Below are 13,976 nucleotides of genomic sequence, written 5' to 3'. Positions count from 1 at the left end.
CCTGACGCGGCCTACGACTCGTGCTCGGGCAGCCGCAGCAGCGGCGACCGGCCGGGTGCCTGCTCCGGGGCCGGGCCGGAGACCTCCAGCGGCGGCACCGGCACGGTGGCCGGCTCGTCGCAGGTGACCCGCACCTTCTCGCCGTGGTGGCGCAGTTCCAGCACGTCGTCCGGGTCGCCGTGACGCAGCGCGTACGTCACCTGGTGCGGCCGCACGTCGACCCGCAACCGCATGTCCCGCCACTGCAACGAGAACTCCAACCGGCTCAGCCGGCTGGAGAGCCGGGGTGAGAAGGACAGCGTCCCGTCGTGGTCACGCAGCCCGCCGAAGCCGGCCACCAGCGCGATCCACGCCCCGGCCAGCGCCGCCATGTGCACGCCGTTGCGGGTGTTCTCGCTCAGGTCGTGCAGGTCCATCAGCGCGGCCTCGCGCAGGTAGCTGTGCGCCAGCTCGGGATGGCCCACCTCGGCCGCCAGCACCGCCTGGGTGCAGGCCGACAGCGACGAGTCCCGCACGGTACGGCGCTCGTAGTAGAGGAAGTTGCGCAGCTTCTGCTCCGGGGTGAACGCGTCACCCCGCCAGTGCATGGCCAGCACCAGGTCGGCCTGCTTGACCACCTGCTTGCGGTACAGGTCGAAGTACGGGTAGTGCAGCAGCAAGGGGTACTTCTCCGCCGGGGTGTGCGCGAAGTCCCACTCCTGCAACCGGGTGAAGCCCTCCACCTGCTGGTGGACGCCGAGCTCCTCGTCGTAGGGGATGTGCATGTCGATCGCCGCGTCCCGCCAGGCGGCCGCCTCCTCGTCGGTCACCCCGAGGTGGAACGCCTCGTCCCGGTGCCGCATCACCGCGTCCGCGGCGGTGAGCAGGTTCCGCTGCGCCATCAGGTTGGTGTAGATGTTGTCGTTCTTCACCGCGGTGTACTCGTCCGGGCCGGTGACCCCGTCGATGTGGAACTTTCCGCGCCGGTCGTGGTGGCCGAGCGAGCGCCACAGCCGGGCGGTCTCCACCAGCAGCTCCAGCCCGATCTCCCGTTCCAGCTCGACATCCCCGGTGACCAGCACGTAGCGCCGCAGCGCGTCGGCGATGCCGGCAGTGACGTGAAAGGCCGCCGTGCCGGCCGGCCAGTAACCCGACGACTCCGGCCCCTCGATGGTCCGCCAGGGGAAGTCCGCACCCTCCAGGTTCAGCGTCCGGGCGTGCTCGCGCGCGTAGGGCAGCGTGCTGTGCCGCCAGTGCAGCGCGTCCCGCACCGCGGCGGGATGGGTGTAGGTGAGCACCGGCAGCACGAACATCTCGGTGTCCCAGAACGCGTGCCCGTCGTATCCGGTACCGGTCAACCCCTTCGCGGCGATCGGCCGGCGCTCGGCCCGCGCGCCGGCCTGGAGCACGTGGAAGAGACCGAAGCGCACGGCCTGCTGCACCTCCGGGTCGCCCTCCACCACCACGTCGGCGGCGTCCCAGAACTCGTCGAGGTATTCCCGCTGCTCCCGGCGCAGCCCGTCCCAGCCGTCCAGCTTCGCGCCGGCGAGGGCCGCGTTTACCTGGTCGCGCAGCGCCGGCAGGGACCGCCGGCTGGACCAGCCGTACGTCAGGTACTTGACCACGCGCAGCTTCTGGCCCGGCTCCAGCACGCACCCGATGGTGGTACGGACCCAGTCCTGGTAGCCCTCGGACTCGATGGTGGTGCGGGTGGGGGCCTGCACCTCGTGGTCCATCGCGGCGGCCACCCGCAGCCCGGAGACCTTGGTGCGGTGGATGAGCACCCCGCCGTCATCGGTGGTCAGCTCCTCCTCGGCGAGCAGCGGCGACTCGAGCACCGCCGCCACCCGCGGGTCCTTGCTCTGCGCCGGCAGCGTCTCGTTCGCCACCAGCTCCGACTGGACGATCAGCCGCAGCGGCCCGTCGACCGCCTCCACCTCGTAGTCGATCGCCGCGACCGCCCGCTGGGTGAACGAGACCAGCCGGGTGCTGCGCACCTTGACCTCGCGACCGGCCGGGGAGCGCCAGTGCAGCTCCCGGTGCAGGGTGCCGGCGCGCATGTCGAGGATCCGCTCGTGGGAGATCAGCTCGCCGTAGCGGACGTCCAGCGGTTCGTCGTCGACCAGCAGCCGGATCAGCTTGCCGTTGGTCACGTTGACGATGGTCTGACCCGATTCGGGATAGCCGAACCCGGCCTCGGCGTACGGCAGCGGGCGCAGCTCGTAGAAGGAGTTGAGGTAGGTGCCGGGCAGGCCGTGCGGCTCGCCCTCGTCGAGGTTGCCGCGCAGCCCGACGTGGCCGTTGGAGAGCGCGAAGACCGACTCGGACTGGGCGAGCACGTCCATGTCCAGCCGGGTCTCCCGCACGTGCCACGGCTCGACCGGATAGGCCCGTTCCCTGATCATGCGCTCCGCCCCCCGTCGAGCAGTTCGGCGAGATCGCCGACCACCACGTCCGCTCCGTGTGCCCGCAGCTCGTCGGCCTGCCCGACCCGGTCGACCCCGACCACGTAGCCGAACCCGCCGGCCCGCCCGGCGGCGACCCCGGCCAGCGCGTCCTCGAACACCGCGGCCTGCGCCGGTGCGACCCCGAGCAGCCTCGCGCCGGCCAGGAAGGTGTCCGGGTGGGGCTTGCCGCGCAGCCCCTGGGCGCGCGCGACCAGGCCGTCCACCCGTGCCTCCAGCAGCGGCTCGATGCCGGCGGCGGCGACCACCTCCGCGCCGTTGGCGCTGGCCGTGACCACCGCGCGGCGCAGCCCCGCCGCCGCGGCCGCCTTCAGGTAGTCGACCGAGCCGGGGTAGACGCCGACCCCGTGGGTGCGCAGCTCCTGCAGCAGCCGGACGTTCTTCCGGTTGCCGACCCCGTTGACCGTCTCCGCCTCGGGCGGGTCGCCCGGTGCCCCCTCGGGCAGCACCACGCCGCGCGAGGCGAGGAAGGCCCGCACCCCGTCGGCGCGGGGCCGGCCGTCGACGTACCGGTTGTAGTCCGGCCCCGGGTCGAATGGGCGGTACGGCTCGCCGCTGACCGCGGCGTGCCGCTGGAGGAACTCGTCGAAGGTCGCCTTCCAGGCGGCGTTGTGTACCCGGGCGGTCTGCGTCAGCACACCGTCGAGGTCGAAGAGACAGGCGGTCACGTGAGCAGGCAGGCCCAGCACGGTACGAATCTATCCAGACGCCTGCCGGGAAAAACCTGTTTCCGCCCCGCCGGGGTTCAGTTCGGCCGCAGCGTCCAGACCACGGTCAGCTCCGAGGTGGGCTTGCCCGCCTCGGTGGCGATCTCCACCCGGACCGGGAACTCCGGTCGCTGGCCGGCCTCCAGTTCGGCGATCACCTCGGCGGGCGGGCGGCCGAGCCGGGCGGTGGCCAGCACCGCACCCATGGCCAGCTTCCGGTACGCGATCTCGGCACGGACGGCCAGCGGCACCGCCCGGTCGAGCACCTGCCCGAACGCGGCGAGCACCACCGCGCCGGAGGCGGTCTCGCCGAGCGTGAACATCGCCCCGGCGTGCGGACCGCCGACGTGGTTGTGGGTGGCCGGCGTGTCGGGCAGCCGGACGACCGCCCGCACCCCGCCCTCCGCCTCGGGGGCCACCTCGACGAACTCGAGATTCAGCGTGCGGGCGAACGGCACGGCGTCGAGCATGGCCGCCGCCACCTGGCGCGAGTCGATGGACATACCCGGACGCTACTCGCCAGTAACCTTTCCGGGCAAGCGGCTGCGTCCGGTCGATCAGAAGCTGACCACCGCTCGCCACCGGTTCCGCGAAGCGGTCCCCGCGCCGCCGCGGCCCGCCCCGGGAGCGGGGGCGGGGCGCGTCGGGGTGATGGCGGGTCAGAGGTTGGCGATGGTGCGGAGGATCTCGGCGTAGAAGTTGCCGTCGATGCTGCGGAACAGCGCGAAGCCCTGGCCCGGGTCGCCGAAGAACGGGCGCAGCGTCCAGGCGAGCTGGGTGCCGACGAAGCCGAACAGCAGGATCCAGATGTAGAGCAGGGTCATGCTGGCCGGACGCTGACCCGGCTCGCCGCGCCGCGCCGGCGGGTTGCCCCAGGGCCGCTGGGGGTAGCCGGGCGGCAGCATCCCGGCCGGGTACCCGGCCGGGACGAGCGCCGGCTGCCCGGCGAAGGCCGGCTGGGCCACCAGCGCCGGCTGCGCGACCGGGGCGGGCTGCGCCGGGGCGGACTGGCCGGTGGCCGGCGCGGCGGAACCGTCGCCCGCCGACGCGCTGCCGTTGGCGGCGACCGCCGCACCCGCCGGCACCGGCTCGGCGACCACCGCGGCCGGCTGTGCCGCCTCGACCGAGGCCGGCACCGCCTGCGCCGGCACGGCCTGGGCGGCGGGGGTGGCGGCGTTCACCGCCTGGCCGGCGGTGGCCGGGGCGAGCAGGCCGTGCTCGTTGAGCACCTGCATGCCACCGGTCAGGAAGCGCAGGCCGACCACTGCGGACAGGGTCAGGATCGCCACGTTCAGCAGCTTGAAGAAGCCGTAGTCGGGGGCGGTGATCAGGAAGAACAGGCTGATCGGCGCGAACGCCACGGCGAGCATCGAGGTCACCGTGATCGCCACCATCACCAGGGCCACCGACTGCCGTACCGAGAGCCGGGCTCCGAAGACCAGGTTGAACAGGTAGAGCGTGGGCAGGCAGATGACCAGCGTGACCAGGAAGAGCAGCGGCAGCTTCACCGCCGAGGTCAGCGCCATCAGCGGGCTGTGGAAGGCACCCAGCACCGCGCCGTAGCAGGCCAGCGCCACGGCCGAGCTGGCCAGCATCCGGCCGGTCAGCGCGTTCAGGTCACGCTCGGCCACGATCTGCTGCCAGATGCCCTGCCGGTCGCGCAGGATGCGCTCGATGACCAGCGGGCTGGGACGGTCACCCGACACGGGCGCACCCCTTCCGGTTCGATTCTCTGTGGACTGTGGTGCGGCTGACCGTAGGGCACCGGGCGGGTCACCGCCACCCCACGTCGATCCGGTCGCCGCGCTCGTCGAAGAAGTGCAGCGCGTCCATGCGTACCGCGATCGACAGCGGGTTCCCGGCGGCGACCGCGGGGTACGGCGCGAGCCGGACCGCCAGCTCGGCCGGGCGGCGGTGGTGCCGGCCGGGATCGTTGAGCACGCTGGTCCGCGTACCCACGGCCGCCGCGCTCGGCGCCTCCCCCTCCCCGGCCCGCCCGGTGAGCCGCTGCATGACCTGGCCGAACCGGCGCAGCCCGCGCTGGCCGGTGACGTCGGCGGCGTCGCCGCGGGCGCCCATCTCGTCGACCACGATCGCGGTGGCCCCGATGTCCAGGAAGGCGAGCGACTCGTGCCCGTGGTGCTCCAGGTAGCGGATCCGGCCGTGCAGCACGTCGCCCGGGCTGTCCGGGGCGACCGGGGTGAGCGCCTCGGCCCGCATGCCGACCACGATCCGCTCGCCGTGGTAGTGCGCCACCGCCCGGCTGCGGATGTCGTCCCAGGGCAGGTAGAGCGCCTGCTCGCCGAGGGTGAGCGTGACGTAGCGGTCGAGGTGGACGTAGACCGACGCCTCCAGCAGGTTCATCCGCGGGCTGCCGAGGAACGCGGCCACGTAGAGGGTGGCCGGGCGCCCGTACACCTGGGTGGGCGTGCCGACGTCCTGCAGCACGCCCTTGCGCATGATCGCGACCCGGTCGGCCATGGTCAGCGCCTCGGCCTGGTCGTGGGTGACGTAGATGGTGGTGACCCCCAGCTCGCGGGTGAGCCCGGAGATCTCCGCGCGCAGCTCGGCGCGGAGCCCGCTGTCCAGGTTGGACAGCGGCTCGTCCATCAGGAACAGGCCGGGCCGGCGCACTATCGCCCGGCCCATCGCCACCCGCTGGCGCTGCCCGCCGGAGAGCTGGCTGGGCTTGCGGGCGAGCACGTCGCCGATGCCGAGGGCGCTGGCCACGTCGGTGACCCGCTCGCCGCGCGGCACCGGCTCGATCCCGGCCAGCCGCAACGGGAAGGCGATGTTGTCGCCGACCGTCATGTGCGGGTAGAGCGCGAAGTCCTGGAAGACCATGGCGATCTTCCGGTCCCGGGGCGGCAGGTCGTTGGCCAACTCCCCGTCGAGCATGATGGCGCCCGAGCTCGGGTCCTCCAGCCCGGCGACCATCCGTAGCACGGTGGACTTGCCGCAGCCGGACGGGCCGAGCAGCACCATGAACTCGCCGTCGTTGACGTCGAGGTTGACGCTGTCGACGGCGCGGGTGCCGTCGGCGAAGACCTTGGTCACATCCTTGAGCGCGACGGTGGTCACCGTCTCCTCCCCCAGCTCGTCGGCCGAACCCCGAATGACTGTGACGAAACTCATGCGCTCCGCACATCGGGTAAACGTGCCATGTTCAGCCAGTGACAGACCTATTACGCCGTATCGAGCGCGGACGATCGGCCTGAGCGATGGTTCAGCAGGCCGGACGGGTCGCCGGCGACTCGTTCAGGAAGACCCGCCGGACCACCCGCTCGGCGGCGCGGCCGTCCTCCAACGCGCAGAACCGGGCACGGAACTGCTGGCGGGCCTTGCCGGCCGCGTCCGAGCCGTACTCGCCGGAGCGGAACAGGTCGAGCAGGTCGGCGAAGGTACGGGCGACCGCCCCCGGCGGCTCCGCGGTCACGTCGAAGTAGACGCCGCGGGCCAGCCGGTACGCGTCCCAGTCCGGGGCGTAGACGACGATCGGCCGGTCCAGCACGGCGTAGTCGAACATCGCCGACGAATAGTCGGTGACCAGCACGTCGGCGGCGAGGTAGAGGTCCTCCACCCGGGGATGGGCGCTGACGTCGCGGATCCGGTCCCGGTACACCGGCCGCCGGGACCGCCGGTCCCGGTCTTGGAAGTAGTGGCTGCGCATCAGCACCCGGCCGGTCGGGCCGAGCACGTCGAGGAGCCGGTCCGCATCGAACGGCGGCCGGTAGCCGGGCAGGTGCTCCCGGTGCGTCGGCGCGTAGAGCACCACCCGCTCGCCGGGGCCGAGGCCGAGGTCGGCGCGGACCCGCCGCACCTCCTCGGCGGTGGCGGTGACCAGCCGGTCGTTGCGCGGGTAGCCGACCTCCAGGGTGGTGTACGCGGCCGGGTAGGCGCGCTCCCACATCTGGGTGGAGAAGCTGTTCGAGCTGACGCTGTAGTCCCAGCGGTCCACTCGGCGCAGCAGCCCGGCGAAGTCCATCCCGCCCGCGCCGAGCGGATAGCGCTGCTGGTCGAGCCCCATCACCTTGACCGGCGTGCCGTGGTGGGTCTGCAGGTGCACCTGCTCCGGTCGCTTCCGGACGAAGTCCGGGAAGTTGACGTTGTTGACCAGCCAGCGCGCCCGGGCCAGCACCCGGTGGTACGCGGGGCTGCCGGCGACCACGTACTCGACGCCCTCGGGCAGCGTGTGCACCCGGTCCCGGCGGACGATCCACACCCCGCGTACCTGCGGCGCCAGCCGCCGGGCCGCCTCGTAGACGGCCGCCGGGTTGCAGGCGTAACCGCGGTACCAGTAGGCCGCGTACACGGCCAGCGTCTCCTCGACCGGCCGGCGCAGCTCGGCCCGGTAGTACTCGCGCAGCACCGCGTCCCGGGCCGTCCGGGCGGTACGCCGGGCCGCCGGCGCGACCAGCCGTTTCGCACCCCGAGCCGTCCGCCGGGCCGCGTCCCGGGCCTGGCTGGCGGCGCGCAACGCGCTGAAGGTCCGCCACCGCCCGGCCGCCACCAGCCGGTACTTGAGCCCCTCCACCCCGGCCGGGGTCGGCCGGCCGTCGGGCGGAACCCAGCGGGCGTAGTCGGCGGTGATCTGGCGGAAGAAGCCGGGACGCAGCTCCGGGGCGATCCGCTGGCCGTTGCCGAGCACTGTCAGGTAGTGCCAGATCATCCGCTCGAAGACCGCCGGACGCAGCTCGTCGACCGCCGGCCCCCAGGAGTCCATCAGCCGGAACACCCGGTGCCACTGCTCGAAGACCTCGAAGTGCCGGCCGCCCCGGGTCCGGGTGATCGCGCCGGCCCGCCGCTGCCGGTAGTTCACGCACACCCGGTCCAGCACGGCGATCCGCTCGGCGGCCATCAGCACCGGGTAGCTGAACGAGACGTCCTCGTACCAGCCGGGCGCGAAGCGCAGCCCCAGCTCGACCAGGAACCGCCGGCGGACCAGCCGGTTCCAGGCGGTGTGCAGCAGGTGCAGGGTCTCCGGCCGGTCCCGCAGCCGGAACGTCCCCTCGCCGGGCGGCTCCGGGAACACCTCGGCCATCGCGCTGCGGGTGGCGGTGTCGTTCCAGTGCGTCCGGACGTGGTCGACCAGCAGCACGTCCGGCCGGTCGGCGCGCAGCCGCTCGGCCACCTCGACCAGGCAGTCCGGCGCCAGCCAGTCGTCACCGTCGACGAACCAGACGTACTCGCCGACGGCCCGGTCCAGCCCGATGTTGCGGGCCGGACCGAGCCCGACGTTCTCGGTCAGCCGGATCGCGTGCATCCGCTGGTCGCGGGCCGCGTACTCGGCGAGGATCTCGCCGCCGTCGTCCGGCGAGCAGTCGTCGACCCCGATCACCTCGATGTCGGTGACCGGCTGGCCGAGGATGGAGTCCAGGCATTCGCGCAGGTAGCCCTGCACCCGGAAGGCCGGTACGACGAAGCTGATCAGAGTCATCCGGCCGTCCCTCCGTCAGCCCGGCGAGCGCCCTCCCGCACCGACCAGGCCCGCCGTCGCCCGCGCGGCGCGGGCGGGCAGGACTACCCAGGCGAGGACCACGCTCCCCATAAAAACCACGAGAAGGTACGTACCGAGTGTAGCCATCCCGATACCCGCAATTCCGACGATCGCCGCCAGGGCCAGCAGCGCCGACCGTCCCTCCCAGCCCAGCGTGGCCGGGTGCAGCGGCGGCGCGGCCTGCCGCTTCTCCAGCCGGGCGGTGAGGTCGTAGTGGTGCAGGGTGAGCACGAAGACGTAGCCGAAGACCAGCCACGCCGGCACCCCGCCGATCACCCCGACCGCGATGGCGAAGAGGTACTCGGCGGCCCGCAGCGCGGCCGGCACCAGCCAGTCCAGCGGCCCGTTGTGCGCCGCGCCGGCGCCGAGACCGCCGACCAGCAGCACCAGCAACGCGACCGGCAGCACCCAGCGCAGCCCGCCCGGGTCGCCGCCGTCGGCCGCTAACTGCGCCGCCACCAGCAGCGCCGTCGACCCCAGCGCGGCGACGACGGCCAGCGTGAGCGGCCCCGTCGGGCGCAGCACCGGCAGCCGGCGGGCCAGCGGGCCGTCGTCGCGGTGCAGGGTGGCGTCGACCGTGTCCAGCACCGGCACCCACATCCAGCGGGCGCGCAGGGTCCGCAGCGCACCGGTGTACGCGAACGCCAGCACCCCCCAGGTCAGGACGGCGACCAGGCTGACCAGCGGGCCGAACAGCGCCACGGTCACCGCGATCAGCGCCCACCGCTCGCCGATCGGGAACACCACCGTCCGCTTCAGCCAGTACGACACCGACCCGGTGTCCGCCTGCACCCGGGTGGAGGCGGCGTTGAGCTTCCCGCCGATGCCGCCGGTGGCGCCGGCCGCCGGGCGGGGGCGGCGGGCCGCCTCGTCGTGCAGCACGCCGTACCAGGTGTCGGTCATGTGCCGCACGGTCTGCAGGGTCATCGCGGCGATCGCCAGCGCCCAGCCGTACCGGAACCCGGCCTGGGTCGCGCCGTAGCCGAGTCCGGCGTAGACCAGGTACTCCTTGGCCCGGTCGGCCATGGTGTCCAGCCAGCCGCCCCAGGCGCTGAAGTGCCGGGTGTAGCGGGCCAGCTGGCCGTCCACGCAGTCGAGGACGAAGCCGAGGTAGAGCAGCACCGCCCCGGCGACCAGCGCCGGCCGGCCGCCGACGCCGAAGAGCACCGCGGCGGCCACCGCGAAGGCCACCGAGATCATCGTGACAGCGGTCGGGCCGAGCCCGATCCGGGCCGCCGCCTTCGTGACGTACGGGGACCAGGTGCTGACGAAGAAGGTGGTGAAGAAGTCGTCCCGCTCCTTGACCGAGAGCCTCAGCTCGGCCCGGTCCTCGTCGACGGCGGCCACGGCCGCCTCCGCGGCGGCCAGCCCGGCGGCGTCGGTGACCCGGCGCGCGACGAGCAGGCGTACCCGGTGGGCGAAGGTCAGCGTGCCCAGCCCGGCGAGGCCGGCGAAGAGCCGGTCCACGGCGGGCCCGGCAACCGTCGGCGCGGTGCCGGCGGCGACCGCCCGGGCCGCGGCGGCGAGCACCGGCAGGTCGTCGGCGCCGACCCGCAGCGCGCCGCCGAAGATGCCGGTGGCGTCACCGGTCAACCGCTCCACCGGCCCGGCGTCGACCACCTGGCCGCGCTCCTCGCGCACCGCGACCCATCCGGCGTCCGGCGGGTCGGTGAGCACCAGCGCCACGGTCGGCCCGACCGGGCTGGTGGCCAGGTGCCGCAGCACGGCGGTGTGCGCGACCAGGTCGGCGCCGGTGACGAGCACCGGCCCGGTGGCGGCGTCGGCGAGCGCGGCCAGCTCGTCGAGGTCGGCGGCGAACCGCACCTCGGCCGCCCCGGCCCGGCGCAACTGCGCGGCCAGCCGGTCGGCCAGCGACCCGCCCGCCGTGCCGGGCAGGCTCGCGGTCGGCGTGGTGGTGAGCAGGCCCGCGCCGGGCGTCGTGGTGGGCAGGCTCGCGGCCGGCGCCCCGGCGGCGAGCACGATCGCGAGGGTCACCGCGGGACCGCGCTGTGGTACGCGTCCAGCGCCTCGGCGATCGTCCCGTCGACGCTCAGCCGGCCGCCGTCCAGGAAGAGCCCCCGACGGCAGAACCGGGTCAGGTCCTTTTCGTTGTGTGACACCAGCACCAGAGTGCGCCCCTCCCCGAGCAGACGGTCGATCGTCGCATAGCACTTCTTCCGGAACTCCGCGTCCCCGACCGCGGTCACCTCGTCCATCAGCAGGATCGGGTGCGGCAGGTGGGAGATGATCGCGAAGCCGAGCCGGACCTTCATCCCGGACGAGTAGTGCCGCACCGAGGTGTCGATGGCCCGCTCCACCTGCTCACCGGCGAACGAGACGATGTCGTCGAAGTGCCGCTTGAGGTAGCTCGACGACAACCCGTGCAGGCCGCCCACCAGGTACAGGTTCTCCCGCCCGGTCAGGTCGTTGGAGAACCCGGCGGAGAGTTCCAGCAGCGGCGCCACGTCACCGCGGACCCGGATCCGGCCCTCGTCCGGGATCAGCACGCCGGCGATCAGCCGCAGCAGCGTGCTCTTGCCGGTGCCGTTCCGGCCGATCACGCCGACCGTCTCGCCGGCGGAGATCGCGAACGACACGTCGCGCAGCGGCCAGAACTGCCCGCTCCCCGCGCCCCGGGCGCCACGGTGGATGAACAGCTCCCGCAGCCGCAACTGCCGGCGGCGGTTGCGGACGAACCGGATGCCGAGGCCCTCGGCCTCGATGATCGGGTCGGCCATTCACAGTTCCTTGAGCACGGCGGGCTCCAGCCGGCGGAACGACCACCAGCCCGCGAGCAGCACCAGCAGGCTGCCGCCGACGGTGGTGGCGAGCAGCCGGGCGTCCGGGAACTCGGCCGGGTACCAGATCGCGTGGTGCAGCTGGAAGATGCCGACCAGCGGGTTCAGCTCGTAGCCGAGCTTGAGCCAGCCCGGCAGGTCGGAGTCGCGCACCAGGCTCAGCGGATAGATGATCGGCGTGGCGTAGAAGAGCACCCGGATGATCAACCGCATGAACCGCTCGACGTCGCGCATCAGCACGTTGAACGCCGACAGCAGCAGCGCCAGGCCGACCAGCAGCACCGCCTGCACGACCACCGCCAGCGGCAGGGCGAGCAGCGACCAGCCGAGGGTGACCTTGCCGCGCGCCGCGTACACCAACGCCACGGCGACCAGGATCGGCAGGCCGGCGGCGTACTCGGCGAACCGGCCGGCGACCCGGCCGATCGGGAAGACCTGACGCGGCACGTTCATCGTGGTGATCAGGCGAGACTGGCCGGTCAGCGCGTTGGTCGCCTCGCTCAGCGCGGAACTGGTCCACATCCAGGCGAAGATCCCGGTGATCAGGAAGAGCGGGTACGAGTCGGCCGCCTCGCCCAGATGCCGGGTGGTGTCCCGGGAGTAGAGCACGCCGAAGACGAACCAGTAGATCGCGCCCATGCCGAGCGGCTCGATCAGCGACCACAGGTACCCGAGCACGGACTGCTGGTACTTCACCGCGAGGTCGCGTCTGACCAGGATGCGCAGCGAATTGCGGTGCGACCACAACGCGCCGACGCCCGAGGTCACCGCCGCCTCCCGCCTCAGTGAACGGACGACAGGTTAGCAGTCGGTGAACGAATGCCCGCTCAGCACTCGATCACGTTGACGGCCAGGCCGCCGCGTGCCGTCTCCTTGTACTTCACCTTCATGTCCGCGCCGGTCTCCCGCATGGTCTTGATGACCTTGTCGAGCGAGACGGCGTGCACCCCGTCGCCGCGCAGCGCCAGCCGGGCGGCCGTGATCGCCTTGATGCTAGCCACCGCGTTCCGCTCGATGCAGGGGATCTGCACCAGGCCACCGACCGGGTCGCAGGTGAGCCCGAGGTTGTGCTCCATGCCGATCTCGGCGGCGTTCTCCACCTGCTCGGGGGTGCCGCCGAGCGCCTCGGCGAGCCCGGCGGCAGCCATCGAGCAGGCCGACCCGACCTCGCCCTGGCAGCCCACCTCGGCTCCGGAGATGGAGGCGTTCTCCTTGAACAGCACGCCGATCGCGCCGGCGGCGAGCAGGAAGCGCACCACCCCGTCCTCCGAGGCGCCGGGGGAGAACCGGTCGTAGTAGTGCAGCACCGCCGGGATGATGCCGGCCGCTCCGTTGGTGGGGGCGGTGACCACCCGGCCGCCGGCCGCGTTCTCCTCGTTGACCGCGAGGGCGAACAGGGTCACCCAGTCCATCGCCCGCAGCGGGTCCGCCGCCCCCCGGCCCGCCGCGCCGGCCGCCGACCGGACCGGGTCCGCGTCGGCCATCAGGCCGCGGTACAGCTCGGCCGCGCGCCGCCGGACCTTCAACCCGCCGGGGAGTACGCCGTCCCGCTCGCAGCCGCGGGTGACGCACTCCCGCATCACCCGCCAGATCTCCAGCAGGCCGGCCCGCACCTCGCGCTCGCTGCGCCAGGACAGCTCGTTGGCGAGCATCACCTCGCTGATCGACAGCCCGGTCTCCCGGGTCACCGCGAGCAGTTCCCCACCTGTGGAGAAGGGATACCGCACGGCGGTGGTGTCCGGCTTGATGCGGTCCGCGCCGGCGGCCGCCTCGTCCACCACGAACCCGCCGCCCACCGAGTAGTACGTCCGCGTCCTGACCTGCTCGCCGGCGGAGTCGTAGGCGGCGAAGGTCATCCCGTTCGGGTGGTACGGCAGCGACCGGCGGCGGTGCAGCACCAGGTCCCGGTCCGGGTCGAAGTCGATCTCGTGCGCGTCGAGCAGGCTGATCCGCCGGTCCGCCCTGATCCGGGCGACCCGCGGCTCGACGGAGTCGGTGTCGACCGTCTCCGGCGCCTCGCCGGCCAGCCCGAGCAGCACCGCCCGGTCGCTGCCGTGGCCGTGCCCGGTGGCGCCCAGCGAGCCGAACAGCTCCGCCTGGATCCGGGTCGTGTCGGCGAGCAGCCCGTCGGCCTTGAGCCCGGCGACGAAGGTGCGGGCGGCCCGCATCGGCCCCACGGTGTGCGAGCTGGACGGCCCGATCCCCACGCTGAAGAGGTCGAAAACACTGATCATGGCTGCGCTTCCTCGCCGTCGTCCCGTCGCGCGGGGTGGTGGCCCGGCCCGGTGGTGGCCGCCCCGGTGCGGGCGGCGGTCGGGCATCGCAGGGTGTGGACGCCCGACCGGCCAGCCTACCCGCCCAGGTCAGCCGCCGCCCGCACCGGCACCGACGGCGCACGATCCGGCACAACGCCGGCAGCCCGTCGCGCGCCGTCAGTCGCCGTGGCGGCCGTGCCCGGCCGTGGCGCGCGCCAACGGTGCGTCGGGCCGGCGGTGCGTCGGGCCGGACCCGGCCGGGTAACCACCTACGG

The 13,976-nt window shown here is 73.2% G+C and carries 10 protein-coding genes; all 10 read right to left on the bottom strand.

Translation table 11 applies throughout. The features are described from left to right. Positions 1-11: 11 nt before the first annotated feature. On the bottom strand, positions 12-2,384 hold the full coding sequence (locus tag FHX32_RS12140; RefSeq protein ID WP_167181076.1) for a glycoside hydrolase family 65 protein: 2,373 nt from the start codon (positions 2,382-2,384) through the stop codon (positions 12-14). Further along, positions 2,381-3,133: an HAD-IA family hydrolase gene (locus FHX32_RS12135; protein WP_167181074.1), complete on the bottom strand. Its 753-nt coding sequence runs from the start codon at positions 3,131-3,133 to the stop codon at positions 2,381-2,383. Before FHX32_RS12135 ends, FHX32_RS12140 begins: the two co-directional genes overlap by 4 nt. 56 nt (positions 3,134-3,189) lie before the next feature. After that, positions 3,190-3,654: a DUF4442 domain-containing protein gene (locus FHX32_RS12130; protein WP_167181072.1), complete on the bottom strand. Its 465-nt coding sequence runs from the start codon at positions 3,652-3,654 to the stop codon at positions 3,190-3,192. A gap of 156 nt (positions 3,655-3,810) precedes the next feature. Then, complete coding sequence (locus FHX32_RS12125; RefSeq protein ID WP_167181070.1) at positions 3,811-4,857, bottom strand: hypothetical protein; 1,047 nt, start codon at positions 4,855-4,857, stop codon at positions 3,811-3,813. Between the two features lie 67 nt (positions 4,858-4,924). After that, positions 4,925-6,286, bottom strand: a complete 1,362-nt coding sequence (locus FHX32_RS12120) for an ABC transporter ATP-binding protein (RefSeq protein ID WP_208418051.1) — start codon at positions 6,284-6,286, stop codon at positions 4,925-4,927. A 91-nt stretch (positions 6,287-6,377) separates the two neighbouring features. Continuing rightward, positions 6,378-8,588 carry a bifunctional glycosyltransferase family 2 protein/CDP-glycerol:glycerophosphate glycerophosphotransferase gene (locus FHX32_RS12115; RefSeq protein WP_167181068.1) on the bottom strand — a complete coding sequence of 737 codons (2,211 nt, stop codon included), beginning with the start codon at positions 8,586-8,588 and terminating at the stop codon, positions 6,378-6,380. 15 nt (positions 8,589-8,603) lie between these two features. Beyond that, positions 8,604-10,571, bottom strand: a complete 1,968-nt coding sequence (locus tag FHX32_RS12110) for a CDP-alcohol phosphatidyltransferase family protein (RefSeq protein ID WP_167182617.1) — start codon at positions 10,569-10,571, stop codon at positions 8,604-8,606. 68 nt (positions 10,572-10,639) lie between these two features. Beyond that, complete coding sequence (locus FHX32_RS12105) at positions 10,640-11,386, bottom strand: ABC transporter ATP-binding protein (RefSeq protein ID WP_167181066.1); 747 nt, start codon at positions 11,384-11,386, stop codon at positions 10,640-10,642. After that, positions 11,387-12,214: an ABC transporter permease gene (locus FHX32_RS12100; protein WP_167181064.1), complete on the bottom strand. Its 828-nt coding sequence runs from the start codon at positions 12,212-12,214 to the stop codon at positions 11,387-11,389. 59 nt (positions 12,215-12,273) lie between these two features. Beyond that, on the bottom strand, positions 12,274-13,680 hold the full coding sequence (locus tag FHX32_RS12095) for an L-serine ammonia-lyase (RefSeq protein ID WP_167181062.1): 1,407 nt from the start codon (positions 13,678-13,680) through the stop codon (positions 12,274-12,276). Positions 13,681-13,976: the final 296 nt, after the last annotated feature.

Source organism: Micromonospora sp. CNZ280 (assembly GCF_011759515.1).
The sequence above is the reverse complement of the archived record's forward strand: the minus strand, read 5'-3'. Positions and strand labels throughout refer to the sequence as shown.

Coding starts and splice junctions, on each gene's coding strand:
- FHX32_RS12105 (WP_167181066.1), bottom strand. CDS start 11,386: ATGGCCGACCCGATCATCGAGGCCGAGGGCCTCGGCATCCGGTTCGTC.
- FHX32_RS12115 (WP_167181068.1), bottom strand. CDS start 8,588: ATGACTCTGATCAGCTTCGTCGTACCGGCCTTCCGGGTGCAGGGCTAC.
- FHX32_RS12130 (WP_167181072.1), bottom strand. CDS start 3,654: ATGTCCATCGACTCGCGCCAGGTGGCGGCGGCCATGCTCGACGCCGTG.
- FHX32_RS12140 (WP_167181076.1), bottom strand. CDS start 2,384: ATGATCAGGGAACGGGCCTATCCGGTCGAGCCGTGGCACGTGCGGGAG.
- FHX32_RS12120 (WP_208418051.1), bottom strand. CDS start 6,286: ATGAGTTTCGTCACAGTCATTCGGGGTTCGGCCGACGAGCTGGGGGAG.
- FHX32_RS12095 (WP_167181062.1), bottom strand. CDS start 13,680: ATGATCAGTGTTTTCGACCTCTTCAGCGTGGGGATCGGGCCGTCCAGC.